Here is a 17,243-nt window from a genome sequence, read left to right as displayed (position 1 = left end):
ACCACCAGCGCCGGCACGCCGACCTGACGCGCCAGCAGGATGTGCTCGCGGGTCTGCGGCATCGGGCCGTCGGCCGCCGACACCACCAGGATCGCGCCGTCCATCTGCGCCGCGCCCGTGATCATGTTCTTCACGTAGTCGGCGTGGCCGGGGCAGTCGACGTGGGCGTAGTGCCGGTTCGTCGTCTCGTACTCCACGTGCGCCGTCGAGATCGTGATCCCGCGCGCCTTCTCCTCCGGCGCCTTGTCGATCTGGTCGTAGGCCGTGAACGTCGCGCCGCCCGTCTCAGCCAGCACCTTCGTGATCGCCGCCGTCAAAGACGTCTTGCCGTGATCGACGTGGCCGATCGTCCCGATGTTGCAGTGCGGCTTGGTGCGGGAGAACTTTTCCTTGCCCATCAGAGCCTCCTAGATTCGAATTCGCGTTGCGGAAGAAGAGATACCTAGGCGTGAGCCTTAGGCGTACTTGGCGATGACCTTCTCGGCCTCGCCGCGCGGCACCTCTTCGTAGTGGTCGAACTGCATCGTGAAGTTGGCGCGACCTTGGGAGAAGGAGCGCAGCTGGTTCACGTAGCCGAACATGTTGGCCAGCGGCACCATCGCGTTGATGACGTTGGCGTTGCCCCGCATGTCCTGGCCCTGGATCTGGCCACGGCGGGCGTTGAGGTCGCCGATGACCGAGCCGGTGTACTCTTCCGGCGAGACGACCTCGACCTTCATCACCGGCTCGAGCAGAACCGAGCCGCCCTTCTGCAGGGCCTCACGGAAGGCCGCGCGGGAGGCGATCTCGAAGGCGAGCGCCGAGGAGTCGACGTCGTGGTAGGCGCCGTCGATCAGCTCGACCTTCACGTCCACCACAGGGAAGCCAGCGAGCACGCCAGCGCCGAGGACCGAGTTAAGACCCTTCTCGACACCGGGGATGTACTCCTTCGGCACCGCGCCGCCGACGATCTTCGACTCGAACGCGAAGCCCGCACCCGGCTCGTTCGGCTCGACGACGAACTTCACGCGGGCGAACTGACCGGTACCACCGGTCTGCTTCTTGTGCGTGTAGTCGATCTCCTGACGGCGGGTCAGCTTCTCGCGGTATGCCACCTGCGGCTGGCCGATATTCGCGTCGACCTTGTAGGTGCGGCGCAGGATGTCGACCTTGATGTCCAGGTGGAGCTCGCCCATCCCCTTGAGGATGGTCTGGCCGGATTCCTGGTCGGTGGAGACGCGGAACGACGGATCCTCGGCGGCGAGCTTCGCCAACGCGATGCCGAGCTTCTCCTGATCGGCCTTCGACTTCGGCTCGACGGCGATCTCGATGACGGGCTCCGGGAACTCCATCTTCTCAAGGATGACGGCCTTCTGCGGATCGCACAGGGTGTCGCCCGTGCGGGTATCCTTAAGGCCGGCCAGGGCGACGATGTCGCCCGCGAAGGCCTCCTTGATGTCCTCGCGGTTGTTGGCGTGCATCAGCAGCATGCGGCCGACGCGCTCTTTCTTGTCGCGCGAGGAGTTGAGCACGTTGGCGCCCGAGTCGACCTTGCCCGAGTACACGCGGCAGAAGGTGATCGTGCCGACGTGGGGATCGTCCATGATCTTGAAGGCGAGCATGGAGAAGGGATCCGAATCCGTCGGGTGACGGACGGTCTCTTCCTCGGTCTTGAAATCGAGGCCCTTGATCTCGCCGCGGTCGGCCGGGGAGGGCAGGTAGTCCACGACGGCGTCGAGGAGCGGCTGCACGCCCTTGTTCTTGAACGCCGAGCCGCAGAGCACCGGGTGGAAGGCGCGCAGCTGCACGGCCTTGCGGACGAGCTTACGCATGGCCTCCTCGTCCGGCTCGGTGCCGTCGAGGTAGGCGGACATGGCCTCGTCGTCGAGCTCGACGCAGGCCTCGACCAACTTGGTGCGATACTCGACCGCCTGATCCTTCAGGTCGGCCGGGATCTCGACCTCGTTGTAATTCGCGCCCAGCGCCTCGCCCGACCAGACGATCGCCTTCATCTTGATGAGGTCGATCACGCCCTGGAAGTTGGACTCGGCACCGATCGGCAGCTGCAGGCACACGGGCTTGCCGGCGACGCGGTCGATGATGTCGGCCACGCACTTGAAGAAGTCGGCACCGATCTTGTCCATCTTGTTGACGAACACGACGCGCGGCACGTCGTACTTGTCGGCCTGACGCCACACAGTCTCGGTCTGCGGCTCGACGCCCTGGTTGCCGTCGAGCACGCACACGGCGCCGTCGAGCACGCGGAGCGAGCGCTCCACCTCGATGGTGAAGTCCACGTGGCCGGGGGTGTCGATGATGTTCAGGCGCTTGTCGCGCCAGAAGCACGTCGTCGCGGCGGACGTGATCGTGATGCCGCGCTCCTGCTCCTGCTCCATCCAGTCCATGGTGGCGGCGCCCTCATGGACCTCGCCGATCTTGTGGGACTTTCCGGTGTAGTAGAGGATCCGCTCCGTGGTCGTGGTCTTGCCGGCATCGATGTGGGCCATGATGCCGAAGTTACGGTAGTCCTCGATCGCGTGCGTGCGGGGCATCGGATTGCTCCTGAGAGACGGCGGAACCGCTTACCAGCGGTAGTGCGAGAAGGCGCGGTTGGCTTCCGCCATCCGGTGCGTATCTTCCCGCTTCTTGACGGCGTTGCCGCGGTTGTTGGCGGCGTCGAGCAGCTCGGCGGAGAGACGCTCGATCATGGTACGGTCGTTGCGCGAGCGGGCGGCCTGGATCAGCCAGCGGATCGCCAGTGCCTGACGACGCTCGGTGCGCACCTCGACGGGGACCTGGTAGGTCGCGCCGCCGACGCGGCGGGAGCGGACCTCGATCATCGGGGCGACGTTGTCGAGGGCGGCGCGGAACACCTCGATCGGGTTGGCGCGGGCGCGGTTCTCGACGATGTCGAAGGCGCCGTAGACGATCCGCTCGGCGGTCGACTTCTTGCCCTCATACATGATGGAGTTCATGAACTTCGTCAGCACGACATCCCCGTACTTCGGGTCCGGGATGATCTCGCGCTTCTCGGCTGAGTGACGACGGGACATTTTTGGCTCTCGAATATTGGGTCTTAAGCACCTGACGCAGGCCGCCTTGAGCTTTCGCCGGCGACATCCTTGTCAGGCAGTGGAAACGTGAACGCCCGAAAAACTTACCTCGGACGCACTTACTTCGGACGCTTGGCGCCGTACTTCGAACGGCGCTGCTTGCGGTTCTTCACGCCCTGCGTGTCGAGCACGCCGCGCAGGATGTGGTAGCGCACGCCCGGAAGATCCTTCACGCGGCCGCCGCGGATCATCACCACGGAGTGCTCCTGAAGGTTGTGGCCCTCACCCGGGATGTAGCCGATCACCTCGAAGCCGTTGGTGAGACGCACCTTGGCGACCTTACGAAGCGCCGAGTTCGGCTTCTTCGGGGTCGTCGTGTAGACCCGGGTGCAGACGCCGCGCTTCTGCGGGCAAGCGTCGAGCGCCGGAACCTTGTTGCGGCTCCGCTGGATCTTCCGCGGCTGGGCGATCAGCTGGTTGATCGTCGGCATCCTGTGCCCTCTTCCTCGGTCACCTAGTCCGGACCGCGATGAGCAGTCCGCAATACGAATATGCGCCGGAGGGCTGGTCAGAGCCCCTCGGCGCGGTGCGGGCAGAGGAGCACGCTCAAAAACGAACGCGCTCGTACCTACGGATCTGACTTACAGCGTCAGGCGATTTGATTCCTCGGAACGCGCGGGGCGTTTGCGGCGGCGTCCGGAACATATCCGAGGGGGCCGTCGGCAGCCGGTGGCCGTCCGAAGTGGCGCGCTTCTAGACGCGGTTGGCCCCGAGGTCAATGCATCCGCGCCAGAAATCTGCACCGCGCTGGAGGTTAAGGTTCGGTGAAGCGGCCGCATACCGGCTCGCGCGCGCCAGACGCATCGGGGTGCGAGAGGGCTGCGGGCGAACAACCCTCCTCAGACCCGAGACCTTAAGCGTCCGGAAAGGATCCGTCGGATCATCCCGCCGGACGGCAAAGAAGATCTATGACGTCCGGCCTCGTGCGGCTGGCACTCCGTACCCTTAAAGCCCTGAAGAACGGAAAGCTGAATCGTTGCTTTCCTGTCCCACCGGGAGGAAACATGCGGCCGATCGCTGGATGTCGGCACGAACATCTTCGTCGGGCCGTCGCCTGCCCCGCCGATGCGATCGATCGTCTTCGACCCTGACGGCCGAGCGGGATCTCGCCCGCCGCAGTCCCGTCCCATGGAGATTAGCGTGCGCCGCCTCTTCGCCTTCGCCCTCGCAACGCTTCTGTCGGTGGGCGCAGCCCAGGCCGACCGCCTCGACGACATCAGGAAGGCGGGTGTCCTGCGGGTCGCGTCCTTCGACAGCAACCCGCCCTTCGGCTTCGTCGACCCGGCCACCAAGCAGATTACCGGGCTCGACGTCGATTTCGCCCAGGCCATTGCCGACAAGATCGGCGTGAAGCTGGAGGTCCGCCCGACCAACCCAGCGAATCGCATCCCGCTTATGACCTCCGGCAAGGTCGATCTCGTGCTGGCGAACTTCACCATCACGGAGGAGCGCGCCAAGCAGCTCGATTTCAGTATCCCGTACTTCGCCTCCGGCCAGCAGTTCCTGGCCAAGAAGGGCACGCTGTCGTCGCCCGATCAGCTGAACGGCCTGCGCATAGGTGCCGACAAGGGCACCGTGAACGAGATCGTGCTGCGTCGGGACTTCCCGAAGGCCACGGTGGTCGCCTTCGACGACACGCCCTTCGCGTTCACCGCCCTGCGCAACGGCAACGTCCAGGCGATCACCCAGGACGGGCCGAAGCTCGTCGGGCTGCTGGCGAAGGTACCGGACCGGCAGAATTACGAGATCCCGCCCTTCAGCATCTCCAACGACTATATCGGCGTCGGCATTCCCAAGGGCGAGACGCGCCTGCGAGACCTCGTGAACGAGACGCTGCGGGAGTTGGAGAAGACCGGCAAGGCGGCAGTGATCTACGACCGCTGGTTCGGCCCGAACACCGACCAGCCGCTGCCGCGCCTGTTCCGGATCGGCGAGCACGACTGACCGGGCCGGTGACGTGAGCCTGTTCGGCGATCTCCTGGCGCCGCGCTACCTCGTCTGGCTGCTGCAGGGTTTCGGGGTGACCCTGGCCCTGTCGGCGGCAGTCTGCTTCGTCGGCACGGCGTTAGGCCTCGCAGCCTGCTGCCTGCGGGAGATTGGCGGTCCCGCGGCGCGACGCGTGCTGGCTGCCTTCGTCGGCCTCCTGCGCAACACGCCGCTGCTGGTGCAGCTCTTCGTCTGGTACTTCGCGGTCGCGGCCCTGCTGCCGAGCGATGTGACGGCCTGGCTCAACACACCGCACCTCCTCGACCTCGGGCCCACCACCCTGCGATGGCCCGCCTACGAGACGCTCGCGGGCTTCGTCGGCCTGACGCTCTATGCGGCTGCCTACATCGCCGAGGAGGGCCGCGCCGGGATCAACGGCGTCCGCGCCGGCCAGCGCGAGGCGGCCCTCGCTCTCGGCCTCACGCCGGTCCAGGCCTTCCGCCACATCGTCCTGCCGCAAGCCCTGCGCGTCGCGTGGCTGCCGATCGTCGGCCAGTACCTGAACACGATCAAGAACACGTCGCTGACCATGACGATCGGCCTCGCCGAGCTGTCCTACGCGTCCCGGCAGGTGGAGACCGAGACGTTCCAGACCTTCCAGGCCTTCGGGATCGCCACGCTCCTCTATATCGGCGCGGTCGCCCTGGTGGAGGCCGCCGGGCAGGCCCTGGCCCGACGCGCCGCCGCGGGGTCTCGCGCATGAACCTCGCGGTCATCACAGACAATCTCGGCTACCTGCTGCTCGGCGCCTGGCCCGACGGGCCGATCGGCGGGCTGGCGCTGACGCTGATTCTCTCCGGCCTGTCCGGCTTGGCCTCGGCGGCCCTCGGGCTGGTCCTGGGAATCGAGCTCGCGATGAGTGCCGGGGTGGTGCGCCGGGCGCTCGTCCTCGGGCTGGGCTTCTTCCGGGCGATTCCGATCGTGATGCTGATCTTCTGGAGCTACTTCCTGCTGCCGATCCTGTTCGGCGTGTCCGTGCCGGAGATCGGCACCGTGGTGACGGCGCTCTCGCTCGTCGGCGGCGCCTATCTCGCCTACGGGGTGGCGGCGGGGATCGAGAGCATCGGCCCCGGCCAATGGGCGGCTGGCCTCGCGTTGGGATTCGGCCGCTGGCAGGTGTTGCGCGTCATCATCCTACCGCAAGCCATGCGCGCCATGGCGCCGTCCTTCGTCAACCAATGGACGGCGCTGATCAAGGACACGTCGCTCGCCTACGTGATCGGCGTGCCTGAATTGTCCTTCGTGGCCACGCAGGTGAACAACCGCGCGATGGTCTACCCAGCCGAGATCTTCCTGTTCGTCGGGGCAGTCTACGGCGCGCTCTGCCTCGCCCTCGATCGGTTGGCGGCGGCGCTGGCGCAGGGGGCGCAGTGGGCCTCCCGGCGGAACCGCGGCCAGCCTGCGTCACACCTGGGCGTGCCGGATCGGGGCAGGGGTGCCCCGCCATGGTCTACGGAAGTTTAAAGCAAACCGTCGAAGTGTCGCGATCAACGGGCGGCCGGACCGCCCCTGAGTTCGCGTCGAGGGTATGCGTATGGGTTGCGTCGCGGTCAGCAACGTCGTTCCGTTCCGGCGGCCTCTTCCCGCCCAGGCACCGAGCGAGCGCGATGCGCGCGATCGCCGTCGCAGCGAGCAGCGCTCCCTGCTGGATGCGGTCTACGCCACCGGCAGCATGGTCCTGGCGGCGGAGGATCGCGCGACCAAGCTCACGGCCTCGCGCCTCCAGGTCTACGGCTTCCTGGCGATCGAGGAGATGCGGGAGGACGGTACCATGCGTCGCCTGCGCCCCTCGGAGGCGATCCGCGCCCGGGGCGAGCGGCCCTGGCGCCTGTCGAAGCCGGCCTGCGGGGCCTCGGTCACGATTCCCAGCCTCGACGGCTTCCTGTTCGAATCGGCCGGCCAGCCCGCCTGATCGAATCGCCTTCGTGTCATGTGGGCCGGTGTGCAGATCTGCGCGCCGGCCCTTTGTGTTTCGTGGTGCCGAGCCACCGCTCAGCCTTATGAGCCTTGAGCTCAGCCCTAGATCAGTCTCGGTTGTCGTGCCGCCTGCACGGTATAGGGTCAGTTGCAGAAGCGACCGCACACCCTTTCCTGGGCGCATGCAGCGCCAGCGGCATGCAACCCGAGATCCGGCACACGACGTCGCGAAGCGTCTGAATGGATCAGCCTGTGCCGCTGGCGCGGCGCTTCGTGTGCGAGATCCCGGATCAGGTTCCGCTTAGCCCCGCCTGTCCAGGAAAGGGCGCGCGTCACGGGCCGTCACGGCGAAAATCCCCCCGGTTCGGCTTGCCTTCCAGGGCGACCCGTAGTATCCGCCCGGCCTTCGCGAGAAATTCGATGGGTGCTCGCACCCTGTGAACGCGGTGACCGCGCCGGTGTCCCTTCGACACCGCCAGCGCGGTCGAACACATGAGCCGGGGACGTCAGATCCCCATCAGGCGTCGTCCGCCGGGCAATACCGCCCGCGTGCGGAAACCCGCCTGAAACAAGGAGTCACGCACGTGATCCAGATGCAGACGAATCTGGACGTCGCCGACAACTCGGGTGCACGCCGCGTTATGTGCATCAAAGTCCTCGGCGGGTCGAAGCGCAAGTATGCCGGCGTGGGCGACGTGATCGTCGTCTCCGTCAAGGAGGCGATCCCGCGCGGTCGCGTCAAGAAGGGCGACGTCATGAAGGCGGTCGTCGTTCGCACGGCCAAGGCCGTCAAGCGCGTCGACGGATCGGTGATCCGCTTCGACAAGAACGCGGCGGTCCTGATCAATAATCAGAAGGAGCCGATCGGCACCCGTATCTTCGGACCGGTTCCGCGCGAACTCCGCGCCCGCAACCACATGAAGATCATCTCCCTGGCTCCGGAGGTGCTGTGATGGCCGCCAAGATCAAGAAGGGCGACACGGTCGTCGTGCTCACCGGCCGGGACTCGGGTCGCTCGGGTGAGGTGATCCAGGTTCTGCCGAAGGAAGGCCGGGCCTTCGTGCGCGGCATCAACCTGATCAAGAAGCACCAGAAGCAGACCCAGAACCAGGAGGGCGGCATCATCTCCAAGGAGGCCGCCATCCAGCTCTCGAACATCGCGGTGGCGGACGCCAACGGCAAGCCGACCCGCGTGGGTTTCCGCATCCTCGAAGACGGGCGCAAGGTCCGGTTCGCCAAGACCACGGGGGATCAGATCGATGGCTGAGGCCGACAAGAACGCCTACACCCCACGCCTGCGCAAGCACTACGACGAGGTGGTTCGCCAGAAGCTCATCGAGCAGTTCGGCTACAAGAATCCCATGGAAGTGCCGCAGATCACGAAGATCGTGATCAACATGGGCGTCGGCGAATCGACCGCGGATTCCAAGAAGGCCTCCGTGGCTGCGGGCGACCTAGCCCTGATCGCCGGCCAGAAGCCGGTCATCACCAAGGCCCGCAAGGCCATCGCGACCTTCAAGGTCCGCGAGGGCATGCCGATCGGCTGCAAGGTCACCCTGCGCAAGCAGCGCATGTACGAGTTCATGGACCGGCTGATCACCATCGCGCTGCCGCGCGTACGTGACTTCCGCGGCCTGAACCCGCGCTCGTTCGACGGCCGCGGCAACTACGCGCTGGGTCTCAAGGAGCACCTCGTGTTCCCGGAGATCTCCTACGACAAGGCCGAGCAGACCTGGGGCATGGACATCGTCGTGGCGACCACCGCCAAGACCGATGCCGAGGCCAAGGCCCTGCTCGCCGCCTTCCAGTTCCCGTTCCGGCAGTGAAGCCCTCGGGCTTCAGACGCGGACACCGGAGATAGACGATATGTCGAAGAAAAGCTCAGTCGAGAAGAATGAGGCCCGCAAGGCGCTGGTGAAGCGCTTCGCGGCCAAGCGGAAGGCGCTCCTCGAGATCGCCAACAACGATGCCCTCGAGATGGAGGAGCGCTTCGAGGCGCGCCTCAAGCTCGCGGAACTGCCGCGCAACTCGTCGGCCACCCGCATCCGCAATCGCTGCGGCATGACCGGCCGTCCGCGCGCCTACTACCGCAAGATGGGCATCTCGCGCGTGGCGCTGCGTGAGCTTGGCAACCGGGGCCTGATCCCCGGCCTGGTCAAGTCGAGCTGGTAAGGAGGTCCCCATGGTCAACGATCCCGTGGGCGACATGCTCACCCGCATCCGCAACGGCCAGCTGCGCCGTCGCAACGTCGTTCAGACGCCAGGCTCGCGCCTGCGCGCCAGCGTCCTGAACGTGCTGAAGGCCGAGGGCTACATCCGCGACTACGCGGCGACGGACCTCGGCAACGGCCGCACCGAGTTCGCCATCGAGCTCAAGTACTACGACGGGCGCCCCGTGATCCGCGAGATCAAGCGCGTGTCGAAGCCGGGCCGCCGGGTCTACTCGTCAGTCGGTGAGCTGCCGCACGTGGCCGATGGCCTCGGCGTCACCATCGTCTCCACCCCGCAGGGCGTCATGGCCGACCACGAGGCGCGCGAGCGCAACGTCGGCGGTGAAGTGCTCTGCACCGTGTTCTGATCGGGACGGAGGAGGTTATCCCATGTCTCGCGTAGGCAAGAAGCCGGTCCCCGTGCCGGCAGGCGTTACCGCCACGGTCACCGGTCAGACGGTGAAGATGAAGGGTTCGAAGGGCGAGCTGTCGTTCGACGTTCCGGGCCTCGTCAACGTGGCGATGAAGGACGGCGCCATCGAGGTGCAGCCCATCAACCAGTCCAAGCCGGCGCGCTCCCTGTGGGGCACGTCGCGCGCGCAGATCGCCAACATCGCCGAGGGCGTGTCGAAGGGCTTCGAGAAGAAGCTCGAGATCACCGGCGTCGGCTATCGCGCCGCGATGGCCGGCAAGGCCCTCAAGCTGTCGCTCGGCTACAGCCACGACATCGAATACGAGATCCCGGCCGGGATCACGATCGCAACCCCGAAGCCCACCGAGATCACGATCTCCGGGATCAACCGCCAGCAGGTCGGTCAGGTCGCCGCCGAGATCCGCGAATACCGCGGACCCGAGCCCTACAAGGGCAAGGGCGTGAAGTACGCGGGCGAGTTCATCTTCCGCAAGGAAGGCAAGAAGAAGTAAGGAGGGCATCATGTCTCGCAAGCTCGAAGCCCTCGATCGCCGCAAGGCGCGCGTCCGCCGCGCGCTGCGGGCCGCCGCCAACGGCCGCCCGCGGCTCTCGGTGTTCCGCTCGTCGAAGCAGATCTACGTGCAGGTCATCGACGACTTCGCCGGCAAGACGCTGGCCTCGGCCTCGTCGATTGACAAGGCGCTCAAGGGCGAACTCAAGACCGGCGCCGACGTCGCCGCCGCCAAGGCGGTGGGCAAGCTGGTCGCCGAGCGCGCCAAGGCCGCGGGCGTCACGAAGGTGATCTTCGACCGCTCCGGCTACATCTACCACGGCCGCGTCGCCGCCGTGGCCGAGGCCGCCCGCGAGGGTGGCCTGGAGTTCTGATTTTTGGGACTCGCCGTCGGCGCCTCTGTCGACGGCGAGCCCGATCGGGACCATTGAACAACGGCGGGTCGGACGTGCTCCGTATGTCCGGCATTCGACAATCAATCGAGCGAGCAGGCCCGCCGCCTGCGCCAGTGAGATGAACAGGTAAAAACATGGCACGTGAACGTGAAGGCGGGGGCCGCGGCCGCCGCGAGGAGCGCGAGGAGCGCGACAGCGAATTCGTGGACAAGCTCGTCCACATCAACCGCGTCGCCAAGGTGGTGAAGGGTGGCCGTCGCTTCGGCTTCGCGGCCCTCGTCGTCGTCGGCGACCAGAAGGGCCGCGTCGGCTTCGGCCACGGCAAGGCCCGTGAGGTGCCGGAGGCGATCCGCAAGGCGACGGAAGCCGCCAAGCGCGGCCTGATCCGCGTCTCGCTCCGCGAGGGCCGGACCCTGCACCACGACGTCAACGGCCGTCACGGCGCCGGCAAGGTGATCCTCCGCGCGGCCCCGCAGGGCACCGGCATCATCGCCGGCGGCCCGATGCGCGCCGTGTTCGAGACGCTCGGCATGCAGGACGTCGTCGCCAAGTCGCTGGGTTCGTCGAACCCCTACAACCTCGTGCGCGCCACCTTCGAGGCGCTCAAGAACGAGGACAGCCCGCGCTCCGTGGCGGCCCGCCGCGGCATCAAGGTGTCGACGCTCCAGTCGCGTCGCCGCGATGCCGATCCGGCCGACCAGTCCGAAGCCGCGGTCGCATAAGGGGAGGGTCCGATGGCACAGAAGACCGTCCGCATCGAGCAGATCGGCTCGCCGATCCGCCGCGAGGCCAGCCAGCGTCAGACGCTGATCGGCCTCAAGCTCAACAAGCTCCACCGCGTGTCCGAGCTGGAGGATACCCCCTCCGTGCGCGGCATGATCCGCAAGGTTGCGCACCTCGTGCGCGTCCACGGCGACGTGGCGTGAGGAGGTCCCGATGAAGCTCAACCAGATCAGCGACAATCCCGGCGCCACCAAGGACCGGATGCGCGTGGGCCGGGGCATCGGCTCCGGCAAGGGTAAGACCGCGGGTCGCGGCGTGAAGGGTCAGAAGGCCCGCACCGGCGTGGCCATCAAGGGCTTCGAGGGCGGTCAGATGCCGCTGCATCGTCGCCTGCCGAAGCGCGGCTTCAACAACCTCTACGCCCAGGACCTGAACGAGGTGAACCTCGGCCGGATTCAGGAGGCTGTCGACGCCGGCAAGCTCGACAAGGCCGCCACCGTGACGGTTCAGAGCCTGGTCGAGGCCGGCATCATCGCTCGTCCCCGCGACGGCGTGAAGCTGCTCGGCGTCGGCGAGCTGACCGCGAAGCTCAGCTTCGAGGTCACCCGCGCCTCCAAGTCCGCCGTCGAGGCGGTCGAGAAGGCCGGCGGCTCGGTCACGACCGTCTACGCCCAGGGTGCCTCCACCCGCGGCGGCAGCGAGGCGGCCACGGCCTAATGGGGGCGACTCCGGGACCCGTTGCACGGGCCCGGCGCACCCTTTAAGCCGATCCTTCGAGCGGCGGCCCTGCGACCACGCGGGCCGCCGTTTTTCGTTTCATCCGGGCTCGACTGCCCGGCGACATGTCCAGGACGCGACGCTTATGGCCTCAGCCGCCGAGCAGCTTGCCGCCAACCTCAATTTCGGTGCGATCGCCAAGGCCGATGAGCTGAAGAAGCGCATCTGGTTCACCCTCGGCGCCCTCGTGGTGTTCCGGCTGGGCACCTACATCCCGATTCCCGGCATCGATCCGGAGCAGTTCGCCCGCAACTTCCAGCAGCAATCGGGCGGCGTGCTGGGCCTGTTCAACATGTTCTCGGGCGGCGCCGTCGAGCGCATGGCGATCTTTGCCCTGAACATCATGCCGTACATCTCGGCCTCGATCATCGTGCAGCTCCTGACCTCGGTGATCCCGAGCCTGGAAGCGCTGAAGAAGGAGGGCGAATCCGGCCGCAAGGTCATCAACCAGTACACCCGCTACCTGACGGTGGTGCTGGCGCTGGTTCAGTCCTGGGGCATCGCCATCGGCCTGCAGAGCTCCTCGGCGGCGATCGACCCGGGCCCGTTCTTCCTGGCCTCGACGGTGATCACGCTGACCGGCGGCACCCTGTTCCTGATGTGGCTCGGTGAGCAGATCACCTCGCGCGGCATCGGCAACGGCTCGTCGCTCATCATCTTCGCCGGCATCGTCGCCCACCTGCCGGTGGCGATCGCGGGCGCGCTCGAACTCGGCCGCACGGGCGCCCTGTCGCCGGTGGTGATCCTGGGCGTGGCCGTCGCGGCTGTGGCACTGGTTTACTTCATCGTCTTCATGGAGCGGGCCCAGCGCCGGCTGCTGATCAACTACCCGAAGCGGCAGGTCGGCAACCGCATGTACGAGGGCCAGACCTCATTCCTGCCGCTGAAGCTCAACACCGCGGGCGTGATCCCGCCGATCTTCGCCTCGTCGTTGCTGCTGCTCCCGGCGACCGCGGCGAGCTTCTCGGCGAATGGCGGTGCCACCGGCTGGCTCGGCACCGTGACGGCCTATCTCGGACACGGCACGCCGCTGTTCATGGCGCTCTACGCAGCGCTGATCATCTTCTTCACGTTCTTCTACACCGCGGTGGTCTTCAACCCGCAGGAGACAGCGGACAACCTGAAGAAGCATGGCGGCTTCATCCCGGGTATTCGCCCCGGCGAGCGCACCGCGGCCTTCATCGACAAGGTGCTGACGCGCATTACGGTGATCGGCGCCCTGTACCTGACCCTGGTCTGTTTGTGCCCCGAGATCCTGTCGTCCTACGCGGCGGCGAGCCTCGGCTTCGGCGGCACCTCGCTGCTGATCGTGGTTTCGGTGACGATGGACACGGTGGCGCAGATCCACGGGCACCTGATGGCGCATCAGTACGAGGGCCTCGTGAAGAAGGCGAAGCTGCGTGGCGCCTCGACCACGCAACGGCGACGCTGAGGCTGATACAGAGACGGGACGGAAACAAGTATCCTCCCGACTCTGGCCTAAAGGTCCGGATGCCTCTGCGCCCGGGACCGGCTAGACATTCCCCAAACCCGGCGATGCCAGGGAGGCTTCGCCACCGCCGATGGGCCCACGGAGCGTGGGTCGAACGAGGAAAACGCCATGCGCATCATTCTGCTCGGGCCGCCCGGCGCGGGGAAGGGGACGCAATCCGAGCGGATCGTACAGCGCTTCGGCATCCCGCAGCTCTCGACGGGTGACATGCTTCGGGCAGCCGTGGCCGCCGGCACGCCGGTCGGGCTGGAGGCCAAGGCCGTGATGGAATCGGGCGGCCTCGTCTCGGACCGGATCGTGGTGGGCATCGTGGCCGACCGGATCGAGGAGCCGGATGCGCGCCGCGGCTTCATCCTCGACGGCTTCCCGCGCACCGTCGCACAGGCTGAGGCGCTCGGCGAGATGCTGGCCAGCAAGGGCCTCAAGCTCTCCGCCGTGATCGAGCTGAAGGTGGACGAGGCCGCGCTCATCGGCCGGATCGAGAATCGCGCCGCCGAGACTTTGGCCCGCGGCCAGGCCGTGCGGAAGGACGACACCCCGGAGGTGTTCAAGCAGCGCCTGGAAGCTTACCGCACCCAGACGGCGCCCCTCTCGGCCTACTACGCCCAAAAGGGCATGCTGCAGACCGTCGATGGCATGCAGCCGATCGACAAGGTCACGGCTGATCTGATGGCGGTGCTGGAGCCGCATGCGGAAGCGGTCGCCTCGTGATAGCCGCCCGCCGTTGACCGATTGGTGATCGGGTAGAGGCGAAACTTCGGCGTGAGCGAAAGGTTAAGAGGCGCATCCGTGTTGGGAACCGCCATGACGCTCCGCCATCTTGCCACCGCGACCCTCCTGCTCGCGGTGGCCATTCCCCCCCTGCCTGCCCTGGCGCAGAGTCCGGCCCAGTCCTTCGTGTACAGGCAGAAGCGGTTCCGCCACGCCTGTCGGCCTCCGCTGAAATTCGCGGCCGGCACCTGTGTCCGCCACTGCCCGGCGGGCTACCGGAACAACGGTGGCTACTGCCGGCTGCTGAATCAGGGCTTCCGCTAAGCCGGTCTCGCAGAAACTGGCCGCCGGCTCAGCGTCGAAAACCGACGGCGGCCGATGATACCGGCGGACGAAGCGTTGGCCTGCCGACCCAGGTCCCTTTGCATTCGCCGCCGGAGCGCCGACGCTTCAGCCTGATCGGGCGCCGGGACCGATCTGCCAAGAACCGCCGTCACGTCCGCCTCATGCCTAGATCCGCCCGTCGCGGCGCAGGCTGCCGAAGAAGTTCATGATGTCCATCGGGAGCGACCGATGGCCGAACAGGCGGAGCGGGTAGCCCTCCGTGGTCCCGTCGCGCAGTTCGATCATCGCCGTCATCGCATTGTAGCGGAACACCATGCGGCGCCCGGCAAAGGTGGCCCAGAGCAGAGGGGGTTCCGCCGCCATGTCCTGGAGCGCTACGCTGCCGGGCTCGGCCTCGGCGAGCACGCCGCCGATCACGGCCATGGTCACCGGCACGACCTCATCGAGCGTCTCGACTGCGGCGCGCAGCACCGAGTCGGCGAAGGTCCGTAGGGTTGCCCCGTCGCTGGTCAGAACCGCCATGTTCGCCCCTTGATTACGCTGACCTGCACGCTGCGCTCCTCGCATGTTTGGCAAAGACACGCCCATCCATCGTTGACATCGGCGCGCCCGCGCGCTAGCAGGCCCACCTTCGTCCAACCGAACGATGGTCCGAGGTACCCTGTCCAGGGTCACCCGCGGGCCGCGTTGTCGTTTCACGCGCGCAGGGGCCGGCCTCCACCGGACGCGCGCGACATCATCCCGGTCCGCCGGGCATCATATGGAGAGTGATCGTGGCCCGTATCGCAGGCGTCAACATCCCGACCAACAAGCGCGTCGTCATCGCGCTTCAGTACATCCACGGCATCGGCGCCAAGAAGGCCGAGGAGATCACCCAGAAGGTGAACATCCCCGCCGAACGTCGCGTCAACCAGCTGACCGACGCCGAGGTTCTCTCGATCCGCGAGACGATCGACCGCGACTACCTCGTCGAGGGCGACCTGCGCCGCGAAGTGTCGATGAACATCAAGCGCCTGATGGATCTGGGCGCCTACCGTGGCCTGCGTCACCGCAAGCAGCTGCCGGTCCGCGGCCAGCGCACCCACACCAACGCCCGCACCCGCAAGGGCAAGGCGAAGCCGATCGCCGGCAAGAAGAAGTAATTTCCTGGACCTTGGAGGCCGTGCTTCGCCCGGCCTCCTCTCCGTCGTGCCGGTGTCCCTCGCAGCACCCGGCTTTGGCTGGGCAGCTCGGCACGGGCACTCCGGCCAAGTCCCAACAGAATCCCGAGCGCCTGGTGTTACGGGCGTGTTTGAAGGAAGAGTGAAAAAAGATGGCTAAGGAACCGCAACGCGTCCGCCGCCGCGAACGCAAGAACATCGTGTCGGGCGTCGCCCATGTGAACGCCTCGTTCAACAACACGATGATCACCATCACGGACGCGCAGGGCAACACGATCTCGTGGTCGTCGGCCGGCGCCATGGGCTTCAAGGGCTCGCGGAAGTCGACCCCCTATGCCGCTCAGGTCGCCGCCGAGGATGCCGCCCGCAAGGCGTCCGAGCACGGCATGCGCACCCTCGAGGTCGAGGTGTCGGGCCCGGGTTCGGGCCGCGAGTCGGCGCTCCGCGCCCTTCAGGCCGCTGGCTTCACGGTGACCTCGATCCGCGACGTCACCTCGATCCCGCACAACGGCTGCCGGCCGCGCAAGCGCCGCCGCGTCTGATCCGGATCAACGAAACCCTTTGACGGAGAAGCTCATGACGGGATCGAAGCCGCTTCCGGGCGTGCTGCGTTGGAACCTCGGCGACCTCACGGTCACCGCGCTCAACGACGGCTGGTTTCAGGCGAGCCTCGATCTTGTCACGGGCATCTCCAAGGAGGAGGCCGGGCGGCTGCAGCTGGCCGGTTTCCGCACCGAGCAGCCCAAGATCACGCTGAACGCCTTCCTGATCACGGGCCCCGGCTTCGCGCCGACCCTGATCGATACCGGCTACGGCGATCTGGCCCCCGCTCCGACCCTCGGTCGAATGGGCGAGGCCCTCGCGCTCACCGGGGTGACGCCGGAGGAGATCGGCACGGTGCTCGTCAGCCACCTGCACCCCGACCATGTCGGCGGGCTCGTGAAGGATGGTGCGGCACGCTACCCGAATGCCGAGATCGTGCTGCACGCCGACGAGGCGGCGCATTGGCTGCCGGACGCGGCGCTGGCCAGGGCGCCGGATGGGGCCAAGCCCTATTTCGAGGGCGCCCGCAAGGCGCTCGCGCCCTACGCCGGCAAGGTGCGCGAGCATCGGGGCGGCGAGGTTCTTCCGGGGATCACGGCGGTCCTGCTGCCCGGTCACACGCCGGGCCATTGCGGTTTTCGCATTGTCTCCGGTGGACAGTCGCTGATGATGTGGACCGACGTGGTGCACCTGCCGGCGATCCAGTTCAAGAACCCGGAGGCTGGCGTCGGCTTCGATGTCGACGGCGACCAGGCGCGGGAGACGCGCAAGCGGATCCTGGACGAGGTGGCCCGTGAGCGGACGCTCATCGCCGGTGGCCATCTCGAATTCCCGGCGCTCGGCTACGTGGATCGGGACGGGGCAGGTTACAGCTTCGTGCCGGTGCTGTGGGTCGGCGGCGAGTAACGACGGATACGGATTTCAGGGACCGTTCGGGGCGCCAGGGGGCTGCGCCGGACGGCCGAAGCG

The 17,243-nt window shown here is 66.9% G+C and carries 25 protein-coding genes; 20 read left to right on the top strand and 5 right to left on the bottom strand.

Annotated features, from left to right (window positions below; translation table 11 throughout):
* The 4 genes from BLQ49_RS10690 to rpsL form a co-directional block, all read right to left on the bottom strand.
* Positions 1–398, bottom strand: a 398-nt coding sequence (locus BLQ49_RS10690; RefSeq protein WP_143012242.1) for a GTP-binding protein, incomplete at its 3' end; no start/stop codon positions are given.
* A 57-nt stretch (positions 399–455) separates the two neighbouring features.
* Positions 456–2,531, bottom strand: a complete 2,076-nt coding sequence (gene fusA / locus BLQ49_RS10685) for an elongation factor G (RefSeq protein ID WP_091715675.1) — start codon at positions 2,529–2,531, stop codon at positions 456–458.
* A gap of 30 nt (positions 2,532–2,561) precedes the next feature.
* Positions 2,562–3,032 (bottom strand): 30S ribosomal protein S7, encoded by a 471-nt coding sequence (rpsG, locus tag BLQ49_RS10680; protein WP_007557567.1) that lies wholly within the window; start codon positions 3,030–3,032, stop codon positions 2,562–2,564.
* A 119-nt stretch (positions 3,033–3,151) separates the two neighbouring features.
* Positions 3,152–3,523: a 30S ribosomal protein S12 gene (rpsL, locus tag BLQ49_RS10675; RefSeq protein ID WP_007557568.1), complete on the bottom strand. Its 372-nt coding sequence runs from the start codon at positions 3,521–3,523 to the stop codon at positions 3,152–3,154.
* A gap of 709 nt (positions 3,524–4,232) precedes the next feature.
* Between rpsL and BLQ49_RS10670 the strand changes: the two genes are divergently transcribed.
* From BLQ49_RS10670 to BLQ49_RS10590, 17 genes are all read left to right on the top strand, one after another.
* Positions 4,233–5,036, top strand: coding sequence for an ABC transporter substrate-binding protein (locus BLQ49_RS10670; protein ID WP_208859037.1), 804 nt, complete (start codon positions 4,233–4,235; stop codon positions 5,034–5,036).
* A 13-nt stretch (positions 5,037–5,049) separates the two neighbouring features.
* Positions 5,050–5,781 (top strand): amino acid ABC transporter permease, encoded by a 732-nt coding sequence (locus BLQ49_RS10665; RefSeq protein ID WP_208859036.1) that lies wholly within the window; start codon positions 5,050–5,052, stop codon positions 5,779–5,781.
* Positions 5,778–6,542, top strand: coding sequence for an amino acid ABC transporter permease (locus BLQ49_RS10660; protein ID WP_091715672.1), 765 nt, complete (start codon positions 5,778–5,780; stop codon positions 6,540–6,542). The genes BLQ49_RS10665 and BLQ49_RS10660 overlap by 4 nt, the downstream gene beginning before the upstream one ends.
* A 70-nt stretch (positions 6,543–6,612) precedes the next feature.
* Positions 6,613–6,990, top strand: coding sequence for a hypothetical protein (locus BLQ49_RS10655; protein ID WP_091715670.1), 378 nt, complete (start codon positions 6,613–6,615; stop codon positions 6,988–6,990).
* 589 nt (positions 6,991–7,579) lie between these two features.
* Positions 7,580–7,948: a 50S ribosomal protein L14 gene (rplN, locus tag BLQ49_RS10650; RefSeq protein ID WP_007557579.1), complete on the top strand. Its 369-nt coding sequence runs from the start codon at positions 7,580–7,582 to the stop codon at positions 7,946–7,948.
* Positions 7,948–8,262: a 50S ribosomal protein L24 gene (rplX, locus tag BLQ49_RS10645; protein ID WP_091715668.1), complete on the top strand. Its 315-nt coding sequence runs from the start codon at positions 7,948–7,950 to the stop codon at positions 8,260–8,262. Before rplN ends, rplX begins: the two co-directional genes overlap by 1 nt.
* The gene (gene rplE, locus BLQ49_RS10640) at positions 8,255–8,821 is read left to right on the top strand and encodes a 50S ribosomal protein L5 (protein WP_091715666.1); all 567 of its coding nucleotides are present in this window, start codon (positions 8,255–8,257) and stop codon (positions 8,819–8,821) included. The genes rplX and rplE overlap by 8 nt, the downstream gene beginning before the upstream one ends.
* Positions 8,822–8,861: 40 nt before the next feature.
* A complete protein-coding gene (gene rpsN, locus BLQ49_RS10635) occupies positions 8,862–9,167 on the top strand; it encodes a 30S ribosomal protein S14 (protein ID WP_010686179.1) in 306 nt (101 codons plus the stop codon).
* 10 nt (positions 9,168–9,177) lie between these two features.
* Positions 9,178–9,573: a 30S ribosomal protein S8 gene (gene rpsH / locus BLQ49_RS10630; protein WP_091715665.1), complete on the top strand. Its 396-nt coding sequence runs from the start codon at positions 9,178–9,180 to the stop codon at positions 9,571–9,573.
* A gap of 22 nt (positions 9,574–9,595) precedes the next feature.
* Positions 9,596–10,129, top strand: a complete 534-nt coding sequence (gene rplF, locus BLQ49_RS10625) for a 50S ribosomal protein L6 (protein ID WP_091715663.1) — start codon at positions 9,596–9,598, stop codon at positions 10,127–10,129.
* A gap of 10 nt (positions 10,130–10,139) precedes the next feature.
* Positions 10,140–10,502 carry a 50S ribosomal protein L18 gene (gene rplR, locus BLQ49_RS10620; RefSeq protein WP_091715662.1) on the top strand — a complete coding sequence of 121 codons (363 nt, stop codon included), beginning with the start codon at positions 10,140–10,142 and terminating at the stop codon, positions 10,500–10,502.
* A 155-nt stretch (positions 10,503–10,657) separates the two neighbouring features.
* On the top strand, positions 10,658–11,245 hold the full coding sequence (rpsE, locus tag BLQ49_RS10615) for a 30S ribosomal protein S5 (protein ID WP_091715660.1): 588 nt from the start codon (positions 10,658–10,660) through the stop codon (positions 11,243–11,245).
* Between the two features lie 12 nt (positions 11,246–11,257).
* Positions 11,258–11,449 (top strand): 50S ribosomal protein L30, encoded by a 192-nt coding sequence (gene rpmD, locus BLQ49_RS10610; protein ID WP_020096280.1) that lies wholly within the window; start codon positions 11,258–11,260, stop codon positions 11,447–11,449.
* Positions 11,450–11,459: 10 nt separating this feature from the next.
* Positions 11,460–11,963: a 50S ribosomal protein L15 gene (rplO, locus tag BLQ49_RS10605; protein ID WP_091715658.1), complete on the top strand. Its 504-nt coding sequence runs from the start codon at positions 11,460–11,462 to the stop codon at positions 11,961–11,963.
* A 145-nt stretch (positions 11,964–12,108) separates the two neighbouring features.
* On the top strand, positions 12,109–13,455 hold the full coding sequence (secY, locus tag BLQ49_RS10600; protein ID WP_091715656.1) for a preprotein translocase subunit SecY: 1,347 nt from the start codon (positions 12,109–12,111) through the stop codon (positions 13,453–13,455).
* A gap of 168 nt (positions 13,456–13,623) precedes the next feature.
* Positions 13,624–14,226, top strand: coding sequence for an adenylate kinase (locus BLQ49_RS10595; protein ID WP_091715654.1), 603 nt, complete (start codon positions 13,624–13,626; stop codon positions 14,224–14,226).
* A gap of 93 nt (positions 14,227–14,319) precedes the next feature.
* Positions 14,320–14,550: a hypothetical protein gene (locus BLQ49_RS10590; RefSeq protein ID WP_091715652.1), complete on the top strand. Its 231-nt coding sequence runs from the start codon at positions 14,320–14,322 to the stop codon at positions 14,548–14,550.
* Between the two features lie 186 nt (positions 14,551–14,736).
* Here the strand turns inward: BLQ49_RS10590 and BLQ49_RS10585 are convergent, their stop codons facing one another.
* On the bottom strand, positions 14,737–15,093 hold the full coding sequence (locus BLQ49_RS10585) for a hypothetical protein (RefSeq protein WP_091715650.1): 357 nt from the start codon (positions 15,091–15,093) through the stop codon (positions 14,737–14,739).
* A gap of 251 nt (positions 15,094–15,344) precedes the next feature.
* Between BLQ49_RS10585 and rpsM the strand changes: the two genes are divergently transcribed.
* From rpsM to BLQ49_RS10570, 3 genes are all read left to right on the top strand, one after another.
* Positions 15,345–15,713, top strand: coding sequence for a 30S ribosomal protein S13 (rpsM, locus tag BLQ49_RS10580; protein WP_010686168.1), 369 nt, complete (start codon positions 15,345–15,347; stop codon positions 15,711–15,713).
* A gap of 170 nt (positions 15,714–15,883) precedes the next feature.
* Positions 15,884–16,273, top strand: coding sequence for a 30S ribosomal protein S11 (gene rpsK / locus BLQ49_RS10575; RefSeq protein ID WP_007557606.1), 390 nt, complete (start codon positions 15,884–15,886; stop codon positions 16,271–16,273).
* A 34-nt stretch (positions 16,274–16,307) separates the two neighbouring features.
* Positions 16,308–17,180 (top strand): MBL fold metallo-hydrolase, encoded by an 873-nt coding sequence (locus BLQ49_RS10570; protein ID WP_091715716.1) that lies wholly within the window; start codon positions 16,308–16,310, stop codon positions 17,178–17,180.
* The last annotated feature ends 63 nt before the right edge of the window (positions 17,181–17,243 follow it).

The organism is Methylobacterium phyllostachyos, assembly GCF_900103445.1.
Lineage (GTDB): Bacteria > Pseudomonadota > Alphaproteobacteria > Rhizobiales > Beijerinckiaceae > Methylobacterium > Methylobacterium phyllostachyos.
Note: the sequence above shows the minus strand (reverse complement) of the source record. Positions and strands in the feature narration are given on the sequence as shown.

Excerpts from the sequence above, each read along its gene's own strand:
- rpsH (WP_091715665.1), top strand. The coding sequence starts at position 9,178 with ATGGTCAACGATCCCGTGGGCGACATGCTCACCCGCATCCGCAACGGC.
- rpsG (WP_007557567.1), bottom strand. The coding sequence starts at position 3,032 with ATGTCCCGTCGTCACTCAGCCGAGAAGCGCGAGATCATCCCGGACCCG.
- BLQ49_RS10590 (WP_091715652.1), top strand. The coding sequence starts at position 14,320 with ATGACGCTCCGCCATCTTGCCACCGCGACCCTCCTGCTCGCGGTGGCC.
- rpsK (WP_007557606.1), top strand. The coding sequence starts at position 15,884 with ATGGCTAAGGAACCGCAACGCGTCCGCCGCCGCGAACGCAAGAACATC.
- rplF (WP_091715663.1), top strand. The coding sequence starts at position 9,596 with ATGTCTCGCGTAGGCAAGAAGCCGGTCCCCGTGCCGGCAGGCGTTACC.
- BLQ49_RS10570 (WP_091715716.1), top strand. The coding sequence starts at position 16,308 with ATGACGGGATCGAAGCCGCTTCCGGGCGTGCTGCGTTGGAACCTCGGC.
- rplR (WP_091715662.1), top strand. The coding sequence starts at position 10,140 with ATGTCTCGCAAGCTCGAAGCCCTCGATCGCCGCAAGGCGCGCGTCCGC.
- secY (WP_091715656.1), top strand. The coding sequence starts at position 12,109 with ATGGCCTCAGCCGCCGAGCAGCTTGCCGCCAACCTCAATTTCGGTGCG.
- rpsN (WP_010686179.1), top strand. The coding sequence starts at position 8,862 with ATGTCGAAGAAAAGCTCAGTCGAGAAGAATGAGGCCCGCAAGGCGCTG.
- fusA (WP_091715675.1), bottom strand. The coding sequence starts at position 2,531 with ATGCCCCGCACGCACGCGATCGAGGACTACCGTAACTTCGGCATCATG.
- BLQ49_RS10585 (WP_091715650.1), bottom strand. The coding sequence starts at position 15,093 with ATGGCGGTTCTGACCAGCGACGGGGCAACCCTACGGACCTTCGCCGAC.
- rpsE (WP_091715660.1), top strand. The coding sequence starts at position 10,658 with ATGGCACGTGAACGTGAAGGCGGGGGCCGCGGCCGCCGCGAGGAGCGC.
- BLQ49_RS10595 (WP_091715654.1), top strand. The coding sequence starts at position 13,624 with ATGCGCATCATTCTGCTCGGGCCGCCCGGCGCGGGGAAGGGGACGCAA.
- rpmD (WP_020096280.1), top strand. The coding sequence starts at position 11,258 with ATGGCACAGAAGACCGTCCGCATCGAGCAGATCGGCTCGCCGATCCGC.
- BLQ49_RS10655 (WP_091715670.1), top strand. The coding sequence starts at position 6,613 with ATGGGTTGCGTCGCGGTCAGCAACGTCGTTCCGTTCCGGCGGCCTCTT.
- rplO (WP_091715658.1), top strand. The coding sequence starts at position 11,460 with ATGAAGCTCAACCAGATCAGCGACAATCCCGGCGCCACCAAGGACCGG.
- rplX (WP_091715668.1), top strand. The coding sequence starts at position 7,948 with ATGGCCGCCAAGATCAAGAAGGGCGACACGGTCGTCGTGCTCACCGGC.
- rplE (WP_091715666.1), top strand. The coding sequence starts at position 8,255 with ATGGCTGAGGCCGACAAGAACGCCTACACCCCACGCCTGCGCAAGCAC.
- rpsL (WP_007557568.1), bottom strand. The coding sequence starts at position 3,523 with ATGCCGACGATCAACCAGCTGATCGCCCAGCCGCGGAAGATCCAGCGG.
- BLQ49_RS10660 (WP_091715672.1), top strand. The coding sequence starts at position 5,778 with ATGAACCTCGCGGTCATCACAGACAATCTCGGCTACCTGCTGCTCGGC.